The following is a 24,841-nucleotide window of genomic DNA, read 5'->3' as shown; positions in this document are numbered from 1 at the left end:
GTCAGGCGGGGGTGAGGAGGGATTCCAGGGCCTTGACCAAGGGGGCCAGCTCGGGGAGCTCGGCGGCCTCGGCGAGGGCCTCGGAGAGGACGCCGTCGTGGGTGGGCCGGGACTCCTCCAGGAGCCGGGCGCCGGCGGGGGTGACCTCGGTGTAGATGCCGCGGCGGTCGTCCTGGCAGAGGTAGCGGGTGAGGAGGCCGCGGTCCTCCAAACGGTTGACCAGGCGGGTGGTGGCGCTCTGGCTGAGGACCATGGCGTTGGCGAGCTGCTGCATCCGCATGTGCCAGCCGTTCTGCTGGGACAGGGTGTTGAGGGCGCAGTACTCGTTGACGCTGAGGTCGTGCGTGTCCTCGAGGGCGCGTTCGATGCGGCCCTCGATGCGGGAGTGCAGGGCGGCGAGGGTGCGCCAGCCCTGGGCGCGGGCCTCGGCGGCGTCGTCGGGGAGAGCCATGGCCTGTCCTCCGCAATAACCGGCGTGAGCAACTAACTGGGGCCCCAGCTTACGCGAAGAGCGCGGCCTCTTCCTCGGCGCTATTCGGACGCCTGTGACGAATGTGGCATATGGGGCGCTGTCTCTGTGTGATCTCACTTCGATGCGCAGAATCCCCGGTGCGATGAGGGCGCGCGAGCCTCGGGGGCACTGGGTGCTGATGCTGCTCGGCGCCCTCGCGTTGATCGGGGCGCTGCTGCTGAACGGGTTCGCCCAGGGGGCCGTCGGCGAGTCCACCGACCGGGAGCCCGCCCCCACCGGGGACGGCGACGTCCCGCCGGACCGGGTGACGCGGGGCGGCGCGGTGCTGAACCTCGACACGGGGGAGCCGCGCAGCGTCCGGCCGAAGGACCGGACGATCGCGCTGACGTTCGACGACGGACCGGACCCGAAGTGGACCCCGCGATTGCTGGACGTCCTGCGCCGACACGGGGCCAAGGCGACCTTCTTCGTCGTCGGGGCCCAGGTCGCCCGGCACCCGTCGCTGGCCAGGCGGCTGGTGACGGAGGGGCACGAGGTCGGCAACCACACGTACACGCACATCGACATGGCGGCCTCCCCGTCCTGGCGCGTGCGGATGGAGCTGGACCTGACGCAGCGGGTGCTGGCCGGGGCGACCGGCCGCACGACCGCGCTCATGCGCATGCCGTACTCCGCGACCCCCGGTGAGCTGACCGGCCCCCAGTGGCGTGCGGCGCAGGCGGCGGGGCGGCAGGGCTACCTGGTGGCGCTCACCGACCGCGACACCGAGGACTGGGCGAAGCCCGGCGCGGATCAGATCGTTCGGCGGGCCCTCACGGAGACCGCGCGGGATCAGGGCGCCATCGTCATGCTGCACGACTCCGGCGGGGACCGGGCCGCGACGGTGGCCGCCGTGGACGAGATCATCACCCGGCTGAAGGCGCGCGGCCACCGCTTCACGACCCTGTCGGAGGCGATCGGCGTCCCGGCGGCCAACGTCCCCGCGTCGCTGACCGAGCGGACGGTGGGCCGCACGGTCCTGTTCGGTCAGATCGGCTCGCGTTGGCTGGTCGACGGGCTGGTGGCGCTGTTCGGGGTGGCGGCGGTCCTGACCGCGTTGCGGCTGGTGTTCCTGCTGGTGTTCGCCCGCGAGCACGCCGTGCGGGCGCGACTGCAGCGGCGCAGGAGGGGCCGGCGGGGGCGCGAGTCGTTCACGCCCTGGGTGTCGGTCATCGTGCCCGCCTACAACGAGTCGGCGGGCATCGCGGCGACCCTGCACTCGCTGCTGGACACCGACTACCCGGCGCTGCTCGAGGTGATCGTGGTGGACGACGGGTCCACCGACGACACCGCGCGGATCGTCGCCGACCTGAACCTGCCCGGCGTCGTCCTGGTCCGCAAGCCCAACGGCGGCAAGCCCAGCGCGCTGAACACCGGCATCGCCCGGGCCCGCGCCGACATCGTGGTGATGGTCGACGGCGACACGGTGTTCCAGCGCGACACCCTCGGTCACCTGGTGCTGCCGCTCGCCGCGCCGTCGGTGGGGGCGGTGAGCGGCAACACCAAGGTGGCCAACCGCGGCGGGCTGCTGGGCCGCTGGCAGCACATCGAGTACGTGATCGGCTTCAATCTCGACCGGCGGATGTTCGACCTGCTCCAGTGCATGCCGACCATCCCCGGCGCGATCGGGGCGTTCCGCCGGCGGGCGCTGCTGGACGTGGGCGGTGTCAGCGAGGAGACGCTGGCCGAGGACACCGACCTGACCATGGCGATCTGCCGGGCCGGCTGGCGCGTGGTGTACGAGGAGACCGCCATCGCCTGGACCGAGGCCCCGGCGTCGCTGCGGCAGCTCTGGCGACAGCGCTATCGCTGGTGCTACGGGACGTTGCAGGCCATGTGGAAGCACCGTCGGTCGCTGGTCCAGCGGGGCCGGTCGGGCCGGTTCGGCCGCCGTTGTCTGCCGTACCTGACGATCTTCCAGGTGGTGCTGCCGCTGTTCGCGCCGGCGGTGGACCTGTTCACGCTGTACGGGCTGTTCTTCCTGGAGCCGCTCCCGCTGGCCGCCTCGTGGCTGGGCTTCACCGCCCTGCAGACCCTCGCCGGCGCGTACGCCCTGCGCCTGGACGGGGAACGGGTGCGTCCGCTGTGGGTGCTCCCGCTCCAGCAGGTGGTCTACCGGCAGCTCATGTACCTGGTGGTCATCCAGTCCCTCGTCACGGCGGTGCTGGGCACCCGGCTCCGCTGGCAGACCATCCGGCGACACGGCACATTCACCGCGCAGGGCTCCAATGCGACCGCCGCCGGTGGATGAAATGTTGCTCATGGTGGCGGACTGAATGCACAGTGTCCTATGCCGGGCCGGCACCGTGCCTCATAGGCACCCGAACGTTCCCATGCTGGGACGAACGGAGGACCGATGACACAGCATCACTTCCGCCGTCGGCATCTGATGGCGGTCGTGGCCGCCGCGGTGGTCGCCGGGCTCATGGCGACGCTCCCCGCGCCGGCCCGCGCATCGATGAGCGGGCACGTCGTCCCCGCCGGGACCGTCACGGGCGGGCCGGTGCCGAAGTTCCGTTGGGTGTCGGCCTATGACGGGCGCTGCGTGGACGCCGACGCCAACCGGATCGGCGTGAACGGCGCCCGCGTCCAACTGTGGGACTGCAACTACTCCTCCCAGCAGCTCTGGCGACGCGAGAGCGCGGCCCGGATACGCAACGGCCACGGCACCCGCCGCTGCCTCGACGCCGACCTCGGCACCATCGAGGACAACGGCACCAGGGTGCAGTTGTGGGCCTGCAACGGCAGGTCCAACCAGCGGTGGCGCATCACCGGCCGGGACGCCTGGGGCTGGGAGATCCGCAACGCGCACAGCGGGCGCTGCCTGGACGCCGATCCCACCACCGTCGGCTCCCGGGGCTCCAAGGTGCAGCTCTGGGACTGCAACGGCTCGCCGCACCAGCGGTGGCGCATCCGCTACTTCTGATCCGTGGACGGGACGAGGCGGCGAGGGCCCGGGAAGCCCGCGCCGCCCGTCCCGCCTCCGCGCCGTAGACTGCCGGGCGACGGCAGGGGAGGAACCCGGTGCGAATCCGGGGCTGTCCCGCAACTGTGACCGGGGAGCGTCGTCCCCCCATGACGAGGCCACGGCGTGATGCCGGAAGGCCGGGGGACACGCGGTGATCCGGGAGCCAGGAGACTGCCCGCCGTCGCGACCGCTTCGTCCTAGCCGGGGCGCGGAACCCCGGAGGAGGCCTGCTCCATGCGCGTACTGCTGCTGTCCACGGCCGACACCGAGCTGCTCGCCGCACACGCGGCGCGCGCCGGATACGTGACCGCCAACCCCGTACGGGTCGAGCCCGCCGAGCTGCCGGCGCTGACGGAGGGCGTGGACGCGGTGGTCGTCCGCCTGCTGGGCGGCCGGAAGACCTGGCCCGAGGGTGTCGAGGCGCTGCGGGCCACCGGGCTTCCGCTGGTGCTGCTCGGCGGCGAGGCCGATCCCGACGCCGAGCTGATGGCGCTGTCGACCGTTCCGGCCGGGGTCGCCGCCGAGGCGCTGGACTACCTCCGCGAGGGCGGGATCGCCAACCTCCGGGAGCTGGCCCGCTTCCTGTCCGACACGGTGCTGCTGACCGGCGAGGGCTTCGAGCCGCCCGCCGCGATGCCCGCGTACGGCGTCCACGGCGAACGCCCCCGGCACGACGACAGGCCCACGGTCGGGGTGGTCTTCTACCGGGCGCACGAGCTGTCGGGCAACACGGCGTTCGTGGAGACCCTGTGCGAGGCCGTCGAACGGCGGGGCGCGAACGCGCTGCCGGTGTTCTGCGGTTCGCTGCGCGGCGCGGACCAAGGGCTCCTCGACCTGCTGGAGGGGGCGGACGCCCTGGTGGCGACCGTCCTGGCGGCGGGCGGCGCGGTGGCCTCGGCGGCGTCGGCGGGCGGCGACGAGGACGCGTGGGACGCGGGGGCGCTGGCCGCGCTCGACGTCCCGGTGATCCAGGCGCTGTGCCTGACGACGTCCCGACGGACCTGGGAGGAGTCCGACGCGGCCCTGTCCCCGATGGACGCGGCGATGCAGGTGGCGATCCCGGAGTTCGACGGCCGGCTGATCTCCGTGCCGTTCTCGTTCAAGGAGGAGGGCCCCGGCGGCGTCCCGGTGTACGAGGCCGACCCGGAGCGGGCCGCGCGGGTCGCGGGGATCGCCGTGCGGCACGCCCGCCTCAAGTACACGCCCGTCCCCGAGCGCCGCGTCGCCGTCGTCCTGTCGTCGTACCCGACCAAGCACTCCCGGGTCGGCAACGCGGTCGGCCTGGACACCCCCACGTCGGCCGTCCGGCTCTTCCGGCGGATGGCCGAGAAGGGGTACGACCTCGGCGGTGACGCCACCTTCTGGCAGGACCCCGACAGCGGCGACGCGCTGATCCACGCGCTGATCGCGGCGGGCGGTCACGACGTGGAGTGGCTCACCGAGGACCAGCTCCGACAGGCTCCCGCACGGGTGCGGCTCGACGATTACACGAAGTGGTTCGAGGCGCTCCCCGACGAGCTGCGCGAGGGCATCCGGGAGCACTGGGGCGAGCCGCCCGGCGAGCTGTACGTCGATGACGGCGAGATCGTGCTCGCCTCGCTGCGGTTCGGCAACGTGGTGCTGATGATCCAGCCGCCCCGGGGCTTCGGCGAGAACCCCATCGCGATCTACCACGACCCGGACCTGCCGCCGTCGCACCACTACCTGGCCGCCTACCGCTGGCTGGACGAGGAGTTCGGCGCCGACGCCGTCATCCACCTGGGCAAGCACGGCACCCTGGAGTGGCTGCCCGGCAAGGGCCTGGGCCTGTCCGCGACCTGCGCCCCGGACGCGGTGCTCGGCGACATCCCGCTGGTCTACCCGTTCATCGTGAACGACCCGGGCGAGGGCACCCAGGCCAAGCGGCGCGGCCACGCGACCGTCGTCGACCATCTCGTGCCGCCGATGGCCCGCGCCGACACCTACGGCGACCTCGCGAAGCTCGAGCAGCTCCTCGACGAGTACGCCACCGTGCAGGCCCTCGACCCGGCCAAGCTCCCGGCGGTGCGGGCGCAGATCTGGACGTTGATCCAGGCCGCCCAACTGCATCACGACCTGCATCAGGACGAGATGCCGGGCGAGGCCGAGTTCGACGACTTCCTGCTGCACGTCGACGGCTACCTGTGCGAGATCAAGGACGTGCAGATCCGCGACGGGCTGCACATCCTCGGGCAGGCCCCGGAGGGCGAGGCCCGGGTCAACCTGATCCTCGCCATTCTGCGCGCCACGCAGGTCTGGGGCGGCAAGGTCGGGGCGTTCCCGGGGCTGCGGGCGGCGGTGGCCGGTACGTACGGGGTGGACGAGAAGGAGTTGCTCGCCGAGCCGGGCCGCAAGGTGCACGTCTGGCCCGGCCCGGACGGTCGGGGCGCCGACTCGGCCCCGCCGGGCGCGATCCCCGTGCCGCAGCGCCTCGCCGTCCACGCCGAGCGGTGGCCCGAGCCGCCGCGCACCGCCTCCGATGTCGTGGACGTCCTCGAACGCCTGGCGCGGGCGCTGGTCGAGGGCATGGAGGAGTACGGCTGGGACACCTCGCTCCCGATCCTCGAAGAGGTCTGCGGCCGGGTCCTGGGCAGCTCGCTGGGGCTGGCGGAGGTGCTGACGTTCGCCGGCGACGAGCTGGCGCCCCGGCTGGCGGCGACCTCCGACGAGATCGACGCCGTGCTGCACGCCCTCGACGGCGGCCACGTGCCCGCCGGGCCGTCCGGGTCGCCCACCCGGGGCCTGGTGAACGTGCTGCCGACCGGGCGCAACTTCTACTCCGTCGACCCCAAGGCCATCCCGTCCCGCAACGCGTGGGACGTGGGCGTCGCGCTGGCCGACTCGCTGATCCGGCGGCATCTGGACGACACCGGCGAGTACCCGTCCAGCGTCGGCCTGACCGTCTGGGGCACGTCCGCGATGCGCACGCAGGGCGACGACATCGCCGAGGTGCTGGCGCTGATCGGCTGCCGCCCGGTGTGGGACGACGCCTCCCGTCGGGTGACCGGCTTCGAGGTCGTTCCGCTCGACGAGCTGGGGCGGCCCCGCATCGATGTGACGCTGCGCATCTCCGGTTTCTTCCGTGACGCGTTCCCGCACGTCATCGCGCTGATGGACGACGCCATCGCGGCCGTCGCGGCGCTGGAGGAGCCCGCCGACCGCAACTTCCTGCGCGCCCACGCGGTGGAGGACGCGGCCCGGCACGGCGACTGGCGGCGCGCCACCACGCGGATCTTCGGCTCCAAGCCGGGCGCGTACGGGGCGGGGCTGCTGCCGCTCATCGACGCCCGCAACTGGCGCGACGACCACGACCTCGCCGAGGTGTACGCGGTGTGGGGCGGCTACGCCTACGGGCGGGGGCTGGACGGTCGCGAGGCCCGCCCCGACATGGAGTCGGCGTTCCGGCGGATCTCGGTGGCGGCCAAGAACGCCGACACGCGCGAGCACGACATCGTCGACTCCGACGACTACTTCCAGTACCACGGCGGCATGGTCGCCATGGTCCGGTCGCTCACCGGCGCCGACCCCGCCGCCTATGTCGGCGACTCGGCGGTGCCCGAGCAGGTGCGGACCCGGACGCTGGCGGAGGAGACCCACCGCGTGTTCCGGGCCCGGGTGGTGAACCCGCGCTGGATCGCGGCGATGCGGCGGCACGGCTACAAGGGCGCGTTCGAGCTGGCCGCGACCGTGGACTACCTGTTCGGGTACGACGCCACGGCCGGGGTCGTCGACGACTGGATGTACGAGAGCCTCGCCAAGGAGTACGTGTTCGACCCCGAGAACCGCGAGTTCATGGAGAGGTCCAACCCCTGGGCGCTGCGCGGCATCACCGAACGCCTGCTGGAGGCCGCCGACCGGGGTCTGTGGGCCGAGCCGGACGCCGACGTGCTCGACCGGCTGCGCGCCACGTATCTGGACCTGGAGGGCGACCTGGAGGCCGGCACTTAAAGGACATTCCACCCGTTCCGTCTGGGAGACTGCATGATCGTAAAGTCTCCGGGCCGAAGGGGAACGACGCGTGGAAGGACCGTCGGAGGAGGAGCCGGACACCCGGGAGGAGCCCGAGGAGCCCGAGGAGCCCGAGGCGCCGGGGCGGGGTTCCCCCCGGTTCACCGTCAAGGGCCTCCTGATCGGCCTGGCGGCGGCGTTCGTCGTCGGCGTCGCCGCCGTTCTGATGGTGCGCAACGTCCAGGCGCTCGGCGTCGAGGTCGGCGGGACCTGCACCGGCCGGCGCCGGGACGCGCTCGGGAGCTGCCCCCGGGGCTCCACCTGGATGATGGTCGTGTCGCTCGGCGGTCTGCTCGTCGGCGTCCCGGCCGCGTTCATCGCCCTGCTGGTCACGTTGCGGACCCGGTTCGCGCTGCCGTTGCTGGCCGTCGCCGTGGCCGCCGGGGTGCTCCCCGGCGACCGGATCTTCGACGGGGTGCACGGCCCGACCCTGGAGACCGCCTGGACGGTCCGCGGCGACTCCCAGACGCCGGCGCACGGCGTGTGGCGGCACGGCTCGACGGTGATCCGGGCCCTGCCGGAGCGGCTCGTCGCCCACGACCTGGCCACCGGCGACCGGCGGTGGACGTACGACCTGCCCGCCTCGCAGCGGCTGTGCGCGATGAGCGCGGACACCGTCGGGGGGCTCGGGGTGGTCGGCGTCGCCGCGCAGGGCTCCGCGTGCTCCCGGTTCGCGATCGTGGACCTGGCGAAGGGCGAGGCCCGCGAGGTCGCGTTGCCGGGCCGGCCGCCGGACGCGTCCGTGACGACGCTCCAGGACGTTCCGTCGGGGGTCACCGCCGACATGGTCGCGGTGGCCGGCGGCGTGCTCGTCGTGGGGACCCGGTCCGCCCTCTACGGCTACCGGCTGCGCGACGGCCGGGGCCTGTGGCGGCGTCCGGCGGCCCCGGAGTGCCGGTTCGGCGGCGTGCGCGGCGGGGGCGACCGGGTGCTGGTGGAAGTCGGCTGCGGCGTGGCGTCGTACCGGGTCAGGGCGGTGGACGCGACGACCGGCCTGCCCCGCTGGGAGACCCCGGTACCGGACCAGGGGCCCACGATGGGCCTGACGCTGCTGTCGGCGTCGCCCGCCGTCGTCCACGTCCGCAGGGACCGGCCGGGCGTGGACACCGGCGCGATCGCGACGTTCGACGACGCGGGACGGATCCGGGCGACGATCCCGGTCGACGACGGGAGGCGACGCCTGCGGACCCACGACGTGGCGTTCGACGCCGCCCCCGACCGCGCCCTGAAGGTCGACGGCGACCGGTTGGTCGTCCAGGCCCTCACCGACGGGCGTCGGCACGGCAACGTGCAGGTCTACGGGCTCGGCGACGGGCGGCTGCGCTGGTCGACGCGGCTCGACGACGTCCTCGCGGTCCGGCCCGAGCCCGGCCGCGTCCTGGTGGTCGCCGGCGGCCTGCGCGCGCCCCGCCTCCATGCGCTGGCCACGGCGGACGGGGCGAAGTCCTACCTCGGCGTGACCACCTTCCTTCGCTGGCCGGCGCAGGGGATCCTCCTCGCCCAAGGGGACGGCTACGTCGTTCTGACCCGCGGTTCCCCCTTCGCCGCCGCCCGGTTCGCCTGACCGTTCGTTACACCTCCGGGGTGACCTCTTTCGGCCGCGGGCAGCGATGTAGATGTCCATCTATCCGGACATTTCCTCTGGGAGACTCCGGGCGCGCCGCGTGGGCGGTCGCGTGAGGAGGCCGCCGCGATGGCGAGGTCGTTGAGAGGGCTGCCGCCCGACGGGGTCCCCGTGCGGTGGCGCGTCGTGATCGGCGTGCTCGCGGCGTTGCTCTTCGGGGTGGCGCTGACCCTTCAGGCGCGGGGCTGGACCGCGCTCATCGTGGAGGCCGGCGGATCGTGCGGCAGTCGTCGCGGCGTGAGCAGTGGAACGTGCCCACGGGGCAGCGGCGTGACGATGGGCCTCGCGTTCGTCGTGCTGGTGATCGCGCTGCCCGTGGCGCTGGTCGCGCTGATCGGCGGACTGAAGGCCAGGCTGGGCACGATGGTGCTGGCCGTGGTGGCGCTGGCGGGCATCGTCCCCGGTCAGATGATCTTCGCCTGGGCGCACGGCCCGACCCTCGGGACCGTCTGGCAGGCGTCCGGCGAGAACCCCGACGACGTCGAGGGGCAGGGGAGCTGGCTGCACGGCTCCACCGTCGTGCGCGCCCGCTTCGACCGGCTGACGGCGTACGACATCGCGACCGGTGACGTCCGCTGGACGTTCACCGTGCCCGCCCCGGCGGTGCTGTGCGCGATGAGCGGTGCCCCCGAGGGCGGCACGGGGGCCGTCGGCTACGGCGAGGAGGACGGCGCCTGCGCGCGGCTCGCGGCCGTCGACCTGACGAACGGACGGCCGCTGTGGACCAAGGACCTCGCACCCGAGCCCGGCCCTGGAGTGACGGCGGGTCCCCCCAGGGGCGCCTCCCCGAACATGGTGGCGCTGACCCGTGACGCCGTCGTCGTCCGGACGGGCGGAGCGCTCCGGGCGTTCGGCCTCCGCGACGGTGCGGACCGGTGGACGCGCCCGGCCGGGAAGAACTGCGAGTTCGACGGCGTCATCGGCGGCTCCACGGCGGTGCTGGCCGAGCTGCGCTGTCCCGTGACACCGCAGAAGATCGTCGCCGTGGACGTCACGACCGGCCGGTCCCGCTGGGAGACGCCGGCGCCCCTGCGGAGTTCGTCCGCCGACATCACGTTGCTGTCGGCCGCGCCGGCCGTCGCCCGGGTCCACGAGGGCGGGAAGCGCGGCATCGACGCGGTCCTGTCCTTCGACGACGCCGGCCGGACCCGGGCCACCATCGAGGTGGAGGACGGCCCCTGGCGTCTGACGAGCGGCTCCTCCCTGTTCGAGGTCGCGCCGCTCGACCCGCTGATGGTCCTCGGCGACCGGCTCGTCGCCCGGGCGTCCGGCGCGGGGGGCCGCAGCGAGATCAGGGTGTACGGGCTGACCGACGGCCGACGGCTGTGGTCGACGCCCCTCGAGGACATCGAGGCCGTCCACGTGGAGCCGTCCAGGGTGCTGGTCCTCACCGACGGGCCCCGCTCGCCCGACCTGACGGCCCTGTCGATGCGCGACGGCGCGAAGACCTATCTGGGCACCACCCGGTTCCGCTGGCTGAGTTCGGCGGTGGCGCTGTACTCCCACGGTGACCGCTACGTCCTCGTCGCCGAGGACGGCACCGGTTCCGACTCCTTCCCGGTCGCCGTCGTCAAGGAGTGATCGCGTCCTGGCTACGCTGGCGAGCACGCTGCGGAAGGAGAGGCCATGGACGTGACCGTGGACGTGCTGGGCCCGGGGTATGAGGCGATCGTGCTGCCGATGGGGGAGGACTCCGAGGGCGAGGTCGTGGCGACCCTCGTACGGCGGAGGGCCACCGATCCGTCCCGGCGGGCGGTGCTGTACGTGCACGGCTTCGTCGACTACTTCTTCCAGAAGCACCTGGCCGACTTCTATGTGGACCTGGGGTTCGACTTCTACGCGCTCGACCTGCGCAAGTACGGGCGGTCGCTGCTGTCCCACCAGACGCCCAACTATGTGGAGAGCCTGACCGAGTACTTCGCGGAGATCGACGAGGCCGTCCGGATCATCCGGGAGGACGACGGCCATGACGTGCTGCTGGTCAACGCGCACTCCACCGGCGGGCTGACCACCGCGCTGTGGGCCGACCGGGTGAAGGGCCGGGGCCTGGTCGACGGGCTGTTCCTCAACAGCCCGTTCCTGGACATCAACGAGCCCGCGCCGCTGCGGATCGCCGGGGACGTGCTGGCCCGGGCGCTGCGCGGGGTGCGGCCCAAGGCGAAGCTGCCCGCCCCCACGTCCGGCCGGTACGCCCGCAGCCTGCACCGCGACCACGAGGGCGAGTGGGAGTTCGACCTGCGGTGGAAGCCGCCGACCGGCTTCGGGGTGCGGGCGGCGTGGCTGGCGGCGATCCGACGGGGCCAGGCCAGGCTGCGCGCCGGGCTGGCGATCGACGTGCCGGTGCTGGTGATGGCGTCGACCCAGAGCGTGAGGCGTCGGCCGGGGGTCGCCGACCTCTCCAACGCCGACGCCGTGCTGGACGTGGAGCACATGGCCCGCTGGGCGCCCCGGCTCGGTCCGCACGTCACGCTGGTGCGGATCGACGGTGGGCTGCACGACCTGGTGCTGTCCGCCAAGAGGGCCCGCGACCAGGTGTTCGGCGAGCTGGAGCGGTGGATTCGGGGTTACCTGCCCGAGCCCGGCCGGTAGCGTCGAGGGGAACGGCCGACCCGGTGGACGGGGCGGTTCCGGAAGGGAGGGTTCTCCCGTTCGGCCCCGCTTCGTCCGGTGCCTACCGGGGCGGCCTGAACCGGCGGGGAACCGGCATGGTGGCGCGGGCGTCCTCGTTACGACGAAAACACGTGATCGAACCCGCTATTGTCCAATGAGGAACCGGTTGATCGACTGGACCGGGATTGAGCGGGTCATCCTTGAGGCGGGGTTGCCGAATGTCACCGTGTGCCGCAGTGCGCCAGTGGAGGTCGGCTGCTCAGGCCGGCGAGACGGCCGAGCGGCGATGACGGTGGTCGGGTCGCGGGAGATCGGCGACGCGCGGCGGCATCATCTCGCCGCGCTGGCGTACGAGATCGAGGGCCGCGGGCTGAGCTGGCGGCTGGCCGGGCCGGGCGAGTCCGTGCTGCACGTGGCCAACCCGGTGTCCCGGCGGCAGGTGATGGTGGTCGCCATGCCGGTGAACGACGGCTGGTACTACCTGTGGGCCGGCGGCGGTATGGGCGATGTCACGCAGCCCGCCCACGCCGCGGACCAGATCGCCCGCCTGTTGGGCTGATCGGGCCCTGACACACCCCTTTACCCTCCCTTTGTCCCGGTTGTGGGACGGGCTTCGCGTTTGCCACCCCGAGTGCGGGCTTCCTAGACTGCCACCGAACGTATGTTCGAAGAGTGTCGCGCGCCTTCCCCCGCGCGGCGCTCGTGGAGATCTATGAGGCCGCGCAGGTGAGACGCCCCGGACCCGGGTGTCGGCGGGCGCGGCCTCGAAGGCGGGGGAAGCGGAATGGCGCGCTTTTTCGGGGAGCCGATCGAGGTCACGGTGACCGGCGGCAGGCCGGTCAAGTTCGTGTGGCGCGGGCGCGTCCACCGAGTGCGGCGGGTGCTGGAGCACTGGGTCACCACGCGGGACTGGTGGCGCGAGCAGCGCACCGGCGACCCCTCCTGGGAGAACCCCGGCGAACGGGAGTTCTGGAGGGTTGAGGCGTCCCCCGACGGGGAGGTCGCGGTGTACGAGCTCCGCCACGAGCCCGATGGCAACGCCTGGACGCTCTCCCGGATCTGGGACTGAGGTGGGCATCGTTCCGCATCTCCACGTCGCGTCGTCGTTCTCCCTGAGGTACGGCGTCGCCCCGCCGCGCGCCCTCGCCGAGCGCGCCGTCGAGCTGGGGATGGACCTGCTGGCGCTGACCGACCGCGACGGCCTGTACGGGGCGGTCAAGCACGTCGTGGCCTGCCGCGCCGCCGGCATCACCCCGATCCTCGGCGCCGACCTCGCCTTCACGGCCTTCGCGTGTTCCGAGGGCGACGGCGCGGCCGGACGGGGCACCGACGGCGGTCTCTCGGCCGGCCGGCGTCCCGGGGTCGCCGGGCGCGGTACGGGCGTCCGGGACGCGGAGCGCCCGGGTCGCTCCAGCGGCGGACGGTCGGCGCGCGCCGGTGGTCTCCCTGCAGGAGGCGCCGCCGCCGGAGGCGGTCTCACGATGGCCGAGGGGGCCGGCGGCGAGTGGTCTGGGCGTTCCGGCGGTGGTCTCACGATGGCCGGGGGCGGTGGCGGCCGGCCGGGGGGTTCCGGCGGTGCCGCGACGGTCGCGGGCGGTGGGTCGGGGGGCCGGGCGGTGGTGCTGGCCGCCGGCGGCGGGGGCTGGGGCTCGCTGTGCAGGCTGGTGACCGACGCCCATCTGTCGGGCGAGCGAGGTGTCCCGCTGGTCGGGCCGGAGATGCTGGCGGAACGTTCCGAAGGGCTCGTGGTGCTGCTCGGGCCCGGCTCCGACGTGGGCCGGGCGGTCGCCGAGCGCCGCCACGACCTGGCCGAACGGCTGTTGGCGGGCTGGCGGGAACGGGCCGAGGTCGTCATCGAGATCGTCGACCACCGGGGCCGGGGCGACACCGCCCGGGCGGCCCGGATGCTGGAGCTGGCGGGCCGGTCGGGCGTCCCGGCGGTGCTGACCAACGCCGTCCGCTACCTCGACCGCGCCGACGTCACCGCCGCGCAGGTGCTCGACGCGGCGCGCAAGCTCGTCCCCCTGCACCGCCGCCACCTGGAGGACACCACCGGGCGCGCCCACCTCGCGTCCGCCGAGGAGATGTGGCGTGTCGCCGAGCGCGTCTGCGGACCCGACCGGGCCGCCGTCCGCGAGCTGATGGAGCGGACTCGAGGGCTGGGGGAGCGGTGCGCGATCGACCCGGTCGCCGACCTCGGCATGGGCCGGGCGCACCTCCCCGAGCCGTCCACCGAGGCCGGCCGCGCCCCGCACGCCGAGCTGGTGGCGCGCTGCGCGGCGGGGCTGGTCCGGCGGGGCCTGTCCGGGTCGGCGCGGGCCCGCGACCGGCTGGAGCACGAGCTGGGGATCATCGAGCGCAAGGGCCTGGCCGCCTACTTCCTGGTGGTCGCCGAGGCCGCCGGGCTGATCCGGTCGCTGGGCATCCGCTGCGCCATCCGCGGCTCCGGCGCCGGCTGCCTGGTCAACCATCTGCTCGGCATCGGCGACCTGAATCCGCTGGAGCACGACCTGGTCATGGAGCGGTTCCTGTCCGACGGCCGCAAGGGCCTGCCCGACATCGACCTGGACGTGGAGTCCGCCCGCCGACTGGAGGCGTACCGGGCGATCTTCGACCGGTACGGCGAGGAGCGGGTGGCCTGCGTCTCGATGATGGAGACCTACCGGGCGCGCAGCGCGATCCGCGACGTGGGCAACGCCGTGGGCCTGCCCCCGTACGAGATCGACGCCATCGCCAAGGCGTTCCCGCACATCCGGGCGCGGCAGATCCGGGCGGCCCTGGACGACCTGCCGGAGCTGCGGCAGAGCAACCTCGGTCAGGCGCGGTTGTCCGGGCTGTTCCGCATCGCCGAGCGCCTCGACGGGCTGCCCCGGCACATCGCCATGCACCCGTGCGGGGTGCTGCTGTCGGACGCCCTGCTCCGTGACCGCAGCCCGGTCGAGCGCAGCCTGGCGGGCTTCCCGATGAGCCAGTTCGACAAGGACGACGTCGAGGCCATGGGAATGCTCAAGCTGGACGTGCTCGGCGTGCGGATGCAGTCGGCGATGGCCCACGCGGTGACCGAGATCGCCCGCACCGGCGGCGGCGAGGTCGACCTGGAGGCGGTGCCCCGCGACGACGAGCCCACCTACGCGATGATCCGCGAGGCGCGGACGCTGGGCTGCTTCCAGATCGAGTCCCCGGGCCAGCGGGAGCTGGTCGCCAAGCTGCTGCCCCGCGACCTGGGCGACCTGGTCATCGACATCTCGCTGTTCCGGCCCGGCCCGGTCAACTCCGACATGATCTCCCCGTTCCTCCGGGCCCGGCACGGGGAGGGCACGCCGGCCCCTCCGCATCCCGACCTCGCCGACATCCTGGAGGAGAGCGGCGGCGTGGTGGTCTTCCACGAGCAGGTGCTGCGGATCATCGACCGGATGACCGGCTGCGGCCTGTCGGACGCCGAGGCGGCCCGGCGGCGGCTGGGCGACGAGCGGGGCCAGGTGGAGGTCGCGGCCTGGTTCCGCGAGCACGCCCTGGCCCGGGGCTACGACGAGGCCGCCGTCGAACGGGTCTGGAGCACCCTGTCGGCGTTCGGCGCGTTCGGCTTCTGCAAGGCCCACGCCGCGTCGTTCGCCCTGCCGACCTACCAGTCGGCGTGGCTCAAGCGGCACCACCCGGCGGCGTTCTACGCGGGGGTGTTGACCCACGACCCCGGCATGTACCCCAAGCGGGCGATCCTCGACGACGCCCGGCACTTCGGGGTGCCGATCCTCCCGCTGGACGTCAACCGCTCGGGGGCCGTCTGGCACGCCGAGCCGCTGTCGGCGGGCGGCTCCACCGCGCGCGACACCCCGCCCCCGCAGGGCATCCGGGTGGCGTTGAACGAGGTCAAGGGCATCAGCGAGGCCGAGGTCGACCGGATCGTCGAGCAGCGCCCGTACGCGTCCCTGGGCGACTTCTGGTGGCGGGCGCACGTGTCGCGCCCGGTGGCCGAGCGGCTCGTCCTGGTCGGCGCGTTCGACGCGCTGCACGACCTCGGGTCCGGTCACCGTTCCCGCCGCGATCTGCTGTGCCAGGTGGGGGCGCTCGACCGGGCCGCCCGCACCCGCCGCGCCGGCGCCCGCACGGGGGTCGAGGGCCAGCTCGCGTTCGACGCACCGGAGGGCGGTCCGGAGACGATCCCGGCGGGCGAACTGCCGCCGATGACGCCCGCCGAGATGGTCGAGGCCGAGCTGGAGATCCTCGGCATGGACGTCAGCCGGCACGTGCTCGGCTTCTACGACGACCTGCTCGCGGCGCTCGGCGTGGTCCGCGCCCGCGACCTGCGCGACGCCCGGGCCCTGCCCGCCGGGGCGGAGGTCCTGGTCGCCGGGGTGAAGGTCGCCACCCAGACCCCGGCGGTGCGGTCGGGGCAGCGGGTCATCTTCGCCACCGTCGACGACGCGACCGGCCCGGTCGACGCCACCTTCTTCGAGTCGGTGCAGGACCGTTGCGCGGCCACCGTCTTCGGCTCGTGGCTGCTGATCGTCCGCGGCAGGCTGCGCCGCGCCGGGGGCCGGGCCGTGTCGCTGAACGGCACGGACTGCTGGGATCTGCCCCGGCTGCACGAGGAGTGGCGGCGGGGCGGCATCGAGGCCGTCCACCGGGCGATGGTGGCCCGCCCCGGCCCGAACGGCCCCCGCCGAGGCGGTCGCGCCCTCGTCTACGCCAACGGGTTCGAGCTGTCCCCGTACGCCGACGTCGGCCCGGCGGGGGGCGGCGTCAAACGCCCGCCCCGCCGGCTGTGGCACGCCAGTGGAGGGTCCTCAGGCGGCTAGGGGGCGCTCGATCTGGAGGCGGGTGATCTGGAAGACGGTCACCATGCACAGGGCGGCGGCCAGCGCCTGGCAGGCCGCCGCCGCGACCCCCAGATGCACGCTGAACCTGGCCTCGGCCAGGCTGGCCGCGCCGCTCGGGAACGCCTGGGCCAGCCCGATGGCCGCCAGCACGCTGCCCCACCAGGCGGCCACCACACCGCCCACCGCGTGCCGGCCCGCCGGGCTGAACCGGCCGCTGCTGACCCACAGGTCGTGGACGATCCGCGGCGGCAGCCACAGGTTGACCACCGGCACCACCCAGCCGAGCAGTACCCAGCCCCGGTGATAGGGCCGGGGCCCGGACGCCTGTCTTGCGGCGCGCCAAAGCCAGGCCAGGTACAGCACCCCGGTGATCCCGGCCAGCACGGCGGAGATGGTGAACACGTCGGCGTACGGGGCCAGCGTCCGGGCGGTGGTCGTGGCGTCGTAGTCGTCGCGGGTCAGCCCGTCCAGCGGGCGTTCGAGGCGCAGCAGGCTGATGCCCGAGCCCAGCGCGATGAAGGCGTTGAACCCGAGCAGCATGAACACCGCGACGCCGATCGCACGGAAGTCGCGCCGCCGGGCCCAGGCGCCGCAGGCCGGGCAGCGGGCGACCTCCGTGGGGATGATGTCGCCGCACAAGGCACACGGCATTCGGCCACCTCCCGGGGGGTCTTTGCGGCCCTTTCCACCAGATGCTACGTACTTTTGACCCGTGCTGCGGCCCGGTGGCGCACACCCGACTCAGACGATCAGTGCCGAGAGCCCGCAGGCCAGCGCCGTCGCCACCACGAGCCACACCGTCAGCCGGGCCGTCGGTCGGACGGTATCGCCTCCGACGGGGTCGGCGAGTCGTTCCGGCCGGAACAGGGTGACCAGCGTCAGCGCCCACCACTGCGCCGCCATGGCGATCACCGCGAAGAACGACCCGTAGCCCAGCATCGAGCACAGCAGCAGCACCCCGAAAGGGGTCACGCCGTGCGCGGCGAGCGACGCGGTGCGCGCCCGGCCGGTCAGCCCGCGGGCCAGCCCGGCGGCCGCCACCAGCCAGCCGACGACCGTCAGGGCCCACAGCACGGGCAGCGTCACCGGACCGTCCCCGACTCCCACGCCCGGGCGGCGATCTCTGACGGCTCGCGCCGGACGCCGGCCGGACGGGCCTTCACCGTGGACGACGAGACGAACGGCCCCCCGGCGATCCCGTCGTCGGTCCGGCCCGCAGCCCGAGCAGCCGGGGCCTCCACCGGGCGGGCCACGGGGAACGGACGCGCCGACACCCGGACGAGGACCCCGCCGCAGGAGGGGAACCGGTCCGGCGCCGACATCCCGCCGCCGGAGCCGTCGATCGGGCCCGTGCTCATGGCCCCGAGGGTACGGCCGGCCGGAGCGCCCCCGGATCCGCCGTTCGGCCGAGGATCCACGTCGACTTTCTGTTCGAAGGGAATGTCAGTGGGGCTGGATAGCTTGATGTGAACAGGGGGAAGGAACCCCTCGAGCCGGTTCGCGCCGCGCCTCCCGGCGGCCCGCGACCGGCGACACGGAAAGGGGGCAGCGACCATGATCGAGCCGAACGGCACGTCCCACACCTCGTCCCACCTCTCGTCCCACCTCTCGTCCCACCTCTCGTCCCACATCGCGCACGCCGCGCTGCACGGTCCCGCCGAGCGCACGCTCATCGAGCCCTGGCTCACCGAGTACGCCGGCCTGATGACGAACGCCTATCCGGACGAGCACCCCGAGCCCTTCGACGACGTCGAGCGCCCCGCCCACGCCGCCCTCCTCGGGCTCGCCGCCCGTCCCGAGCACGCCGTCGAGAGCCCGGCGACCCCGACGGGCGTGGCCGCCCTCGCCGCCCGACCGCCGCTGCCGTCCGCGTCGACGGTGCTGGCCGCCTAGCGACACGACGACGCGACGACGCCCCCTTCCGACATGCCGGAAGGGGGCGTCGTCGCGTACGGCGTTCGGCGGACCCGCGAACGCCCCCGGTCGGCCATGGCGCACCGCGACCCCGGAACGTTCCGGTGCCTGGGAAGGTGAGGTGCGCGGACCGCCGGAGGCGTCCGTCAGCGGCGGGGGGTCAGCGTGCGCCGACGTCCCCGAGCAGGTCCCGCCAACCGGCGGGGCTCAGCAGCAGCGCGGGGCCCTGCGGATCCTTGGAGTCGCGCAGGGCGCGGTGACCGCCGCGCAACGCGGCGACCTCCACGCACTGGTCGCCGCTGCCGCTGTGGGAGGACTTGCGCCATGCGGCGCGGGACAGTTCCGTCGTGATCTGGATGGGGGGATGGACATTCACGGCCCGTATCTACTCCTTCGCTGCCTCTGTGAGGAGGTGCGCGGATTCCTCCGGTGAAAGGGCTGCCTTCACGATCCGGTCGAATCTCGTCCCGTGCTGACCGGTCTCCACCGTGCTCTCCAGGTAGACATCGCCCATGGTCCCCTCTACATAGGCGATATCCGGGTCGGCCGGATTGGGAAACGACAGGATCGTGAATCTGCCGTCAAGCCCGGCATGAGCGCCGGCCGTGTACGGCAGCACACGAAGGGTAACCTTTGGCCGCCTCGCCATGTCGGCCAACCAGAACATTTGGTCCCGCATCACCTCGGGACCGCCGATCGGACGGCGCAGCACCGCCTCGTCGAACACGATGTGGAGGTGCGGCGCGTTCTCCCGATCGAGCAGCGCCTGCCGGGCCTTGCGGGCGTCGATGCGGCGCTCGACGTCCTCGGGGGTGGGCAGCAGCCGGCCCGCGGTGATCACGGCGCGGGAGTACGCCTCGGTCTGCAGCAGCCCGTGGATGAGCTGCGCGTCCCACGAGCGGATCTCCGACGCCTCGTCCTCCAGCGCGACGTAGCTGCCGGTGAACACGTCGGCGTACGCCGTCCACCAGCCGCGCTGACCGGCCTGCCGGGCCAGCGCGATGAGGGCGTCGCGCTCCGGGCTGGGCACCCCGTACAGGTCGAGGATGTCGGCGACGTCGCCGGGCCGGGGTCGGGTCTGCCCGGTCTCGAGCCGGGAGACCGTCGCCCGCGACCAGCCGAGCCGGTCCGCGACGTCCTGCAGGGTCAGCTTCTCCTCGTCGCGCAGGCGGCGCAGTTCCCGCGCCAGCCGACGCCCGCGGACGGTGGGGCGGTAGGTCATGGCTCGCAAGTGTGGTGTTTCGGAACGCACCGCACAACGAGAACGACAAGCCCGCTACCGGAATCTCTCCAAGAGAGTTGCGGTGGTGAGAATCACACGAGACCCTGGGGTGCCAGTGACCAATCGGGGACCGAGCGTGACGATGTCGACGCAGTTGGAGGCGACCCCCGTGCAGACCCCACCCGAGACCACCGACCAGGCCGCCGCCCCCACGGACGACGCCGCCGGGCGGCGCCCTCCGGGCTGGGCCTGGGAGCTGCCGGGCGGGCCCGGCGGCGTACGGGAGGCCCGGGTGACGCTGGCCCAGGCGTTGGAGGCGCTCGGCGCCTCCGCCGATCTCATCGCGGACGCCCGGCTCATGGTCAGCGAGCTGGCCACCAACGCCTTCCAGCACGCCGGCGACCGGGGCCCGTACGAGCTGTGGCTCTATCTCCACGACGGCGCGGACGCCCCGGACGCCGCCCGAAAGGAGGACGCCGGCGCCCCCGAGCTGCGCTGCGCGATCTTCGATCGGCTGGGCGACACCCGACTGCCCGGCTACTCCTGGACCTCCGGCGACTGCGGTCGCGGGCTGAGCATCGTCCGGGAGCTGTCCGGCGGGCGCTGGGGGACGTCGCGGGAACGCTCCCGCTGCGGCGACGGGGCACCCGGCAAGGCGGTCTGGTTCGTCCTGCCGCCGGACGAGAAGGGCCTCGGCGTCCCGGCCCCGTTCGACCCCGGCGACGAGCTGGGGTAGCCGACGGCCGGGTCGACCGACGTCGCCCGGGGTCCGCCGACGCAGGTCGCGGGAGCGGTGTCACCCCTCCGTGACTTGGGGCATGTCGGGCGGTGTGTCATCCTGTGCAGGCGACGGACGCGGTGGAACCCGGTGCGAATCCGGGGCTGTCCCGCAACTGTGACCGGCAGGTCGGCGCTGTGCGCGCCCCGTGCCGGGAGCCAGGAACGCCGGCCGTCGGCTCCTGACGACCGCCACGGGCGTGGACACCCGAGGAAGGACCGCTGACGCATGGCCGCATACTTCCGCGGGGCGCCATGAGCGCCCCCCGCTACCCCTTCTCCGCGGTCGCCGGACTGGACGACCTCAAGCTCGCCCTCCTCATCAACGCCGTCTCGCCGGGCGTAGGGGGAGTGCTCGTGCGCGGCGAGAAGGGCACCGCGAAGTCCACGATCGTCCGCGCGCTCGCCGCGCTGCTCCCCCCGGTCGACGTCGTCGCCGGATGCCGGTTCTCCTGCGATCCGGTCGTTCCCGACCCCGCCTGCCCCGACGGCCCGCACGCGCCGGACGCCGCCGGCACCGGTCGCCCGGCGCGGCTGGTGGAGCTGCCCGTCGGGGCCTCCGAGGATCGGCTCACCGGGTCGCTGGACATCGAACGGGCCCTCACCGAGGGGGTCAAGGCGTTCGAGCCCGGTCTGCTGGCCGCCGCGCACCGGGGCGTCCTGTACGTGGACGAGGTCAACCTCCTCCACGACCATCTCGTCGACCTGCTGCTGGACGCCGCCGCCATGGGTCGCTCCTACGTCGAGCGCGAGGGCGTCTCCGTCCGGCACGCGGCACGGTTCCTGCTGGTCGGCACGATGAACCCGGAGGAGGGCGAGCTGCGCCCGCAGTTGCTCGACCGGTTCGGGCTGACCGTCGAGGTCGCCGCCACCCGTGACCCCGACGAGCGCGCGGAGGTCGTCCGGCGCAGGCTGCGGTTCGAGGACGACCCGGAGGGTTTCGTCGCCGAGTGGGTCGCCGCCGAGACCGCGTTGGCCGGGCGCATCGCCGCCGCCCGGGAACGGCTGCCCGGCGTCGTGCTGACCGACGCGGCGCTGCGGCAGATCACCGCCGTGTGCGCCGCGTTCGAGGTGGACGGGCTGCGCGCCGACCTGGTCACCGCGCGGGCCGCCATCGCGCTCGCCGCCTGGCACGACCGCGACACGGTGACCGCCGAGGACGTCCGACAGGCGGCCCGGCTGGCGCTGCCGCACCGCCGCCGCCGCGACCCGTTCGACGCGCCCGGGCTCGACCACGACAAGCTCGAGCAGGCCCTCGACGAGCACGGCCGGCACGATGAGGACCCCGACGACGACCCGGGCGGCGGCGGCCCCTCCGGAGGCGGGGCCCCTGGCGACGGGCCCGCCGAGCCGGGCGACGCGTCGACCTCCCCGACCGACGAACGTCCCCCCTCCGGAGAGCAGGGCGAGCAGAGCGGGCAGGGCCGGAACGAGTCGACGCCCGCACCCGCCGACGCCGCTTATCGGCCCCGGCTGTTCACCGTCCCGGGTGTCGGCACGGGCGCTCCCGGCCGGCGCTCCAAGGCCCGCACCCCGTACGGCAGGGTGTCGGGCGCGCGGCCGGGCACGAGCGGCGTCCACCTGATGGCGACCCTGCGCGCCGCCGCGCCGCACCAGCGGGCCCGCGGTCGCACCGGCGCGGGCCTGGTCATCACGTCCGACGACGTCCGCGAGACCGTCCGCGACGGGCGCGAGGGCAACCTCGTGCTGTTCGTCGTGGACGCCAGCGGCTCGATGGCGGCCCGGCAGCGGATGCGCGCCGTCAAGGGCGCGGTGCTCAGCCTGCTGACGGACGCCTACCAGCGCCGCGACAAGGTCGGGCTGATCACGTTCCGGGGCGCGTCCGCCGAGCTGGTGCTGCCGCCGACGTCGTCGGTCGAGGCCGGTGCGCGCAGGCTGGAGCAACTGCCGACCGGGGGCCGCACCCCGCTGTCGGCCGGCCTGCTGCGCGCCGCCGAGGTGCTGCGGATCGAGCGGCTGCGCGACCCGGCCCGCCGTCCGCTGCTGGTGACGGTGACCGACGGCCGCGCCACCCACGGCCCCGACCCCGCCCGCGCCGCCGCCCTGCTCAGGGACGTCGCCGCGGTGGTGGTGGACTGCGAGTCGGGGCCCGTCCGCCTCGGCCTGGCGGCCCGCCTGGCGGTGTCGCTGGACGCGCAGGCGGTCCGGTTGGAGGAACTCGCCGTGGACGGCCTGACGCGGATCGTCCGCGACGTCCGTACCGCGGCCTGACGGGGAGGACCGACATGCCACAGGGCAGGCCGGAGCAGGTGCCCGACGACGGGCTCACCACCAGGCAGCGCCGCAACCGGCCGCTGGTGATCGTCCACACCGGGCAGGGCAAGGGCAAGTCGACCGCCGCGTTCGGGCTCGCGCTGCGCGCCTGGAACCAGGGCTGGCCGATCGGGGTGTTCCAGTTCGTGAAGTCCGCCAAGTGGCGGATCGGCGAGGAGACCGCGCTGAAGGTCCTCGGCGAGTCCGGCGAGGGCGGCACGGTGAGCTGGAACAAGATGGGCGAGGGCTGGTCGTGGATCCAGCGGCCCGGCAGCGAGGAGGACCACGCCGCCGACGCCCGCGAGGGCTGGGAGCAGATCAAGCGCGATCTGGCCGCCGAGACCTACCGGCTGTACGTGCTCGACGAGTTCACCTACCCGATCAAGTGGGGCTGGATCGACGTCGCCGACGTGGTGGCGACGCTGGCCGCCCGCCCCGGCTCCCAGCACATCGTGATCACCGGCCGGGACGCCCATCCCGACCTGTTGGGACTGGCCGACCTGGTCACCGAGATGGGCAAGGTCAAGCACCCGATGGACGCCGGCCAGAAGGGCCAGAAGGGCATCGAGTGGTGACACCCCGCCTGGTCGTCGCCGCCCCCTCCTCGGGGGCGGGCAAGACCACCGTGGCGACCGGGCTGATGGCGGCGTTCGCGGCGCGCGGCCTGAAGGTCTCCCCGCACAAGGTGGGGCCCGACTACATCGACCCCGGCTACCACGCGCTGGCCACCGGCCGTCCCGGTCGCAACCTCGACCCGTTCCTGGTGGGCGAGGAGGCGGTCGTGCCGTTGTTCCGGCATGGCGCGGCCGATGCCGACGTGGCGGTGGTCGAGGGCGTGATGGGCCTGTACGACGGGGTGTCCGGGGAGGGCGACTTCGCCTCGACCGCCCACGTGTCCCGGCTGCTGGACGCCCCCGTCGTCCTCGTCGTGGACGCCTCGGCGGCGGGCCGCTCGGTGGCCGCGACCGTGCACGGCTTCCGGACGTTCGGCGACGTCCGCATCGGCGGCGTGATCCTCAACCGGATCGGCTCCGACGGCCACGAGCACCTCTGCCGGACCGCGATCGAGGAGCTGTCCCTGCCGGTGCTCGGCGTCCTGCGCCGCCGCGACGACGTGGCCACCCCGTCCCGCCACCTGGGCCTGATCCCCGCCGCCGAACGCAGCGCCGCCGCCGTGACCACCGTCGAACGCCTGGGGGCCCTCATCACCGAGGGCTGCGACCTGGACGCCCTCCTCGCCCTCGCCCGTACGGCCCCCGCGCTCACCGCGTCCCCGTGGGACCCGGCCGCCGTTCCGAACGCGTCGCCGGGGGGCGAGGTCGGAGCGCAGCGAGGTTCGGTCGCGTCGCCCGGTGGTGGGCGTGGTGTCGGCGTTCCGCCGCGAGGCGGGGTCGGGCACGGCCTGGACGCGTCACCCGGAGCGGATGACGGTCGGGTCGCGGAACGCGGCGGGTCGTTCGGGAGCGCCGGTGGGCGGCCGGTGGTGGCGGTGGCGGGGGGCGCGGCGTTCACGTTCGGGTACGCCGAGAACGTGGAGCTGCTGGAGGCGGCCGGCGCCGAGGTCGTTCGGTTCGATCCGCTGCGCGACGAGGGGCTGCCGGAGGGGACGCGGGGGTTGGTGATCGGCGGTGGGTTCCCCGAGATGTACGCCGCCGAACTGTCGGCCAACGAGCCGCTCCGCGAGCGGATCCGTGACCTGGTGGTCTCGGGCGCGCCCGTGTACGCCGAGTGCGCCGGGCTGCTCTACCTGGTGCGGGAGTTGGACGGGGCCCCGATGTGCGGGGTGTTGGACGCGACCGCCACCATGACCTCGCGGCTGACCTTGGGCTACCGGTCCGCCGTCGCCGTGGCCGACTCGGTCGTCGCCCGTACCGGGGAGCGGCTGAACGGCCACGAGTTCCACCGGACGGCCGTCGAGGCGGCCGACGGAGGGACGGCGGCGTGGCAGTGGGCCGTGAAACCCAAGGGTTCGCGCCGTGAGGGCTTCGTCCGGGGACGTTGCCTCGCGTCGTACCTGCACCTGCACTGGGCCGGGGCCCCCGCGGCGGCGGGACGCCTCGTCGAGGCGATGGCGAGCAGAGGGGGAGTCCAGTGAGGC

At 73.9% G+C, this 24,841-nt stretch carries 20 protein-coding genes and 2 riboswitches; of the genes, 14 read left to right on the top strand and 6 right to left on the bottom strand.

What is annotated here, in order from left to right:
• Position 1: 1 nt before the first annotated feature.
• Positions 2 to 451 (bottom strand): MarR family winged helix-turn-helix transcriptional regulator, encoded by a 450-nt coding sequence (locus DFJ69_RS05650; protein WP_116021493.1) that lies wholly within the window; start codon positions 449 to 451, stop codon positions 2 to 4.
• 163 nt (positions 452 to 614) lie between these two features.
• Between DFJ69_RS05650 and DFJ69_RS05645 the strand changes: the two genes are divergently transcribed.
• The 9 genes from DFJ69_RS05645 (at position 615) to DFJ69_RS05605 (ending at position 16,535) form a co-directional block, all read left to right on the top strand.
• Positions 615 to 2,762: a bifunctional polysaccharide deacetylase/glycosyltransferase family 2 protein gene (locus tag DFJ69_RS05645; RefSeq protein WP_116021492.1), complete on the top strand. Its 2,148-nt coding sequence runs from the start codon at positions 615 to 617 to the stop codon at positions 2,760 to 2,762.
• Positions 2,763 to 2,867: 105 nt separating this feature from the next.
• Positions 2,868 to 3,437, top strand: coding sequence for an RICIN domain-containing protein (locus DFJ69_RS05640; RefSeq protein WP_116021491.1), 570 nt, complete (start codon positions 2,868 to 2,870; stop codon positions 3,435 to 3,437).
• Positions 3,438 to 3,526: 89 nt separating this feature from the next.
• A riboswitch (cobalamin riboswitch) is annotated at positions 3,527 to 3,652 on the top strand.
• Between the two features lie 61 nt (positions 3,653 to 3,713).
• Positions 3,714 to 7,445 (top strand): cobaltochelatase subunit CobN, encoded by a 3,732-nt coding sequence (cobN, locus tag DFJ69_RS05635; protein ID WP_211328519.1) that lies wholly within the window; start codon positions 3,714 to 3,716, stop codon positions 7,443 to 7,445.
• 70 nt (positions 7,446 to 7,515) lie between these two features.
• A complete protein-coding gene (locus tag DFJ69_RS05630) occupies positions 7,516 to 9,069 on the top strand; it encodes an outer membrane protein assembly factor BamB family protein (protein WP_116021490.1) in 1,554 nt (517 codons plus the stop codon).
• Between the two features lie 129 nt (positions 9,070 to 9,198).
• The gene (locus tag DFJ69_RS05625) at positions 9,199 to 10,710 is read left to right on the top strand and encodes an outer membrane protein assembly factor BamB family protein (RefSeq protein WP_116021489.1); all 1,512 of its coding nucleotides are present in this window, start codon (positions 9,199 to 9,201) and stop codon (positions 10,708 to 10,710) included.
• A gap of 45 nt (positions 10,711 to 10,755) precedes the next feature.
• Positions 10,756 to 11,718: an alpha/beta hydrolase gene (locus DFJ69_RS05620; RefSeq protein WP_116021488.1), complete on the top strand. Its 963-nt coding sequence runs from the start codon at positions 10,756 to 10,758 to the stop codon at positions 11,716 to 11,718.
• Between the two features lie 307 nt (positions 11,719 to 12,025).
• Positions 12,026 to 12,298 (top strand): hypothetical protein, encoded by a 273-nt coding sequence (locus tag DFJ69_RS05615; protein ID WP_245974056.1) that lies wholly within the window; start codon positions 12,026 to 12,028, stop codon positions 12,296 to 12,298.
• Positions 12,299 to 12,523: 225 nt separating this feature from the next.
• Positions 12,524 to 12,808, top strand: a complete 285-nt coding sequence (locus tag DFJ69_RS05610) for a DUF6504 family protein (RefSeq protein WP_116021487.1) — start codon at positions 12,524 to 12,526, stop codon at positions 12,806 to 12,808.
• 1 nt (position 12,809) lies between these two features.
• A complete protein-coding gene (locus tag DFJ69_RS05605; RefSeq protein ID WP_211328518.1) occupies positions 12,810 to 16,535 on the top strand; it encodes a DNA polymerase III subunit alpha in 3,726 nt (1,241 codons plus the stop codon).
• On the opposite strand, the gene DFJ69_RS05600 is transcribed toward DFJ69_RS05605, so the two are convergent.
• The 3 genes from DFJ69_RS05600 to DFJ69_RS05590 all read right to left on the bottom strand — a co-directional run bounded on the left by DFJ69_RS05600 (position 16,524) and on the right by DFJ69_RS05590 (position 17,914).
• On the bottom strand, positions 16,524 to 17,207 hold the full coding sequence (locus tag DFJ69_RS05600) for a DUF4328 domain-containing protein (RefSeq protein ID WP_116021485.1): 684 nt from the start codon (positions 17,205 to 17,207) through the stop codon (positions 16,524 to 16,526). The genes DFJ69_RS05605 and DFJ69_RS05600 overlap by 12 nt on opposite strands.
• A gap of 90 nt (positions 17,208 to 17,297) precedes the next feature.
• Positions 17,298 to 17,642, bottom strand: coding sequence for a hypothetical protein (locus DFJ69_RS05595; protein WP_116021484.1), 345 nt, complete (start codon positions 17,640 to 17,642; stop codon positions 17,298 to 17,300).
• Positions 17,639 to 17,914, bottom strand: a complete 276-nt coding sequence (locus DFJ69_RS05590) for a hypothetical protein (RefSeq protein ID WP_147312211.1) — start codon at positions 17,912 to 17,914, stop codon at positions 17,639 to 17,641. Before DFJ69_RS05590 ends, DFJ69_RS05595 begins: the two co-directional genes overlap by 4 nt.
• 196 nt (positions 17,915 to 18,110) lie before the next feature.
• On the opposite strand from DFJ69_RS05590, the gene DFJ69_RS05585 reads away from it, so the two are divergent.
• A complete protein-coding gene (locus DFJ69_RS05585; protein WP_116021482.1) occupies positions 18,111 to 18,449 on the top strand; it encodes a hypothetical protein in 339 nt (112 codons plus the stop codon).
• A 181-nt stretch (positions 18,450 to 18,630) separates the two neighbouring features.
• On the opposite strand, the gene DFJ69_RS05580 is transcribed toward DFJ69_RS05585, so the two are convergent.
• Both DFJ69_RS05580 and DFJ69_RS05575 read right to left on the bottom strand, forming a co-directional pair.
• Complete coding sequence (locus tag DFJ69_RS05580; protein ID WP_245974054.1) at positions 18,631 to 18,846, bottom strand: DUF397 domain-containing protein; 216 nt, start codon at positions 18,844 to 18,846, stop codon at positions 18,631 to 18,633.
• Between the two features lie 9 nt (positions 18,847 to 18,855).
• Positions 18,856 to 19,692, bottom strand: coding sequence for a helix-turn-helix domain-containing protein (locus DFJ69_RS05575; RefSeq protein ID WP_116021481.1), 837 nt, complete (start codon positions 19,690 to 19,692; stop codon positions 18,856 to 18,858).
• A 142-nt stretch (positions 19,693 to 19,834) separates the two neighbouring features.
• On the opposite strand from DFJ69_RS05575, the gene DFJ69_RS05570 reads away from it, so the two are divergent.
• The 4 genes from DFJ69_RS05570 (at position 19,835) to DFJ69_RS05555 (ending at position 24,838) form a co-directional block, all read left to right on the top strand.
• Complete coding sequence (locus DFJ69_RS05570; RefSeq protein ID WP_245974707.1) at positions 19,835 to 20,428, top strand: ATP-binding protein; 594 nt, start codon at positions 19,835 to 19,837, stop codon at positions 20,426 to 20,428.
• Between the two features lie 124 nt (positions 20,429 to 20,552).
• Positions 20,553 to 20,636, top strand: a riboswitch (cobalamin riboswitch).
• Positions 20,637 to 20,724: 88 nt separating this feature from the next.
• Positions 20,725 to 22,701 carry a putative cobaltochelatase gene (locus DFJ69_RS05565; RefSeq protein WP_116021479.1) on the top strand — a complete coding sequence of 659 codons (1,977 nt, stop codon included), beginning with the start codon at positions 20,725 to 20,727 and terminating at the stop codon, positions 22,699 to 22,701.
• A gap of 14 nt (positions 22,702 to 22,715) precedes the next feature.
• A complete protein-coding gene (gene cobO, locus DFJ69_RS05560) occupies positions 22,716 to 23,318 on the top strand; it encodes a cob(I)yrinic acid a,c-diamide adenosyltransferase (protein WP_116021478.1) in 603 nt (200 codons plus the stop codon).
• Positions 23,315 to 24,838 (top strand): cobyrinic acid a,c-diamide synthase CobB, encoded by a 1,524-nt coding sequence (locus DFJ69_RS05555; protein ID WP_116026424.1) that lies wholly within the window; start codon positions 23,315 to 23,317, stop codon positions 24,836 to 24,838. Before cobO ends, DFJ69_RS05555 begins: the two co-directional genes overlap by 4 nt.
• Positions 24,839 to 24,841: the final 3 nt, after the last annotated feature.

Origin of the sequence: Thermomonospora umbrina (genome assembly GCF_003386555.1) — a bacterium.
In the GTDB taxonomy this organism is placed as follows: Bacteria; Actinomycetota; Actinomycetes; order Streptosporangiales; family Streptosporangiaceae; genus Thermomonospora; species Thermomonospora umbrina.
The sequence above is the reverse complement of the archived record's forward strand: the minus strand, read 5'-3'. Positions and strand labels throughout refer to the sequence as shown.

Excerpts from the sequence above, each read along its gene's own strand:
- DFJ69_RS05650 (WP_116021493.1), bottom strand. The coding sequence starts at position 451 with ATGGCTCTCCCCGACGACGCCGCCGAGGCCCGCGCCCAGGGCTGGCGC.
- DFJ69_RS05645 (WP_116021492.1), top strand. The coding sequence starts at position 615 with ATGAGGGCGCGCGAGCCTCGGGGGCACTGGGTGCTGATGCTGCTCGGC.
- DFJ69_RS05640 (WP_116021491.1), top strand. The coding sequence starts at position 2,868 with ATGACACAGCATCACTTCCGCCGTCGGCATCTGATGGCGGTCGTGGCC.
- cobN (WP_211328519.1), top strand. The coding sequence starts at position 3,714 with ATGCGCGTACTGCTGCTGTCCACGGCCGACACCGAGCTGCTCGCCGCA.
- DFJ69_RS05625 (WP_116021489.1), top strand. The coding sequence starts at position 9,199 with ATGGCGAGGTCGTTGAGAGGGCTGCCGCCCGACGGGGTCCCCGTGCGG.
- DFJ69_RS05620 (WP_116021488.1), top strand. The coding sequence starts at position 10,756 with ATGGACGTGACCGTGGACGTGCTGGGCCCGGGGTATGAGGCGATCGTG.
- DFJ69_RS05615 (WP_245974056.1), top strand. The coding sequence starts at position 12,026 with ATGACGGTGGTCGGGTCGCGGGAGATCGGCGACGCGCGGCGGCATCAT.
- DFJ69_RS05610 (WP_116021487.1), top strand. The coding sequence starts at position 12,524 with ATGGCGCGCTTTTTCGGGGAGCCGATCGAGGTCACGGTGACCGGCGGC.
- DFJ69_RS05600 (WP_116021485.1), bottom strand. The coding sequence starts at position 17,207 with ATGCCGTGTGCCTTGTGCGGCGACATCATCCCCACGGAGGTCGCCCGC.
- DFJ69_RS05590 (WP_147312211.1), bottom strand. The coding sequence starts at position 17,914 with ATGAGCACGGGCCCGATCGACGGCTCCGGCGGCGGGATGTCGGCGCCG.
- DFJ69_RS05585 (WP_116021482.1), top strand. The coding sequence starts at position 18,111 with ATGATCGAGCCGAACGGCACGTCCCACACCTCGTCCCACCTCTCGTCC.
- DFJ69_RS05575 (WP_116021481.1), bottom strand. The coding sequence starts at position 19,692 with ATGACCTACCGCCCCACCGTCCGCGGGCGTCGGCTGGCGCGGGAACTG.
- DFJ69_RS05570 (WP_245974707.1), top strand. The coding sequence starts at position 19,835 with ATGTCGACGCAGTTGGAGGCGACCCCCGTGCAGACCCCACCCGAGACC.
- DFJ69_RS05565 (WP_116021479.1), top strand. The coding sequence starts at position 20,725 with ATGAGCGCCCCCCGCTACCCCTTCTCCGCGGTCGCCGGACTGGACGAC.
- cobO (WP_116021478.1), top strand. The coding sequence starts at position 22,716 with ATGCCACAGGGCAGGCCGGAGCAGGTGCCCGACGACGGGCTCACCACC.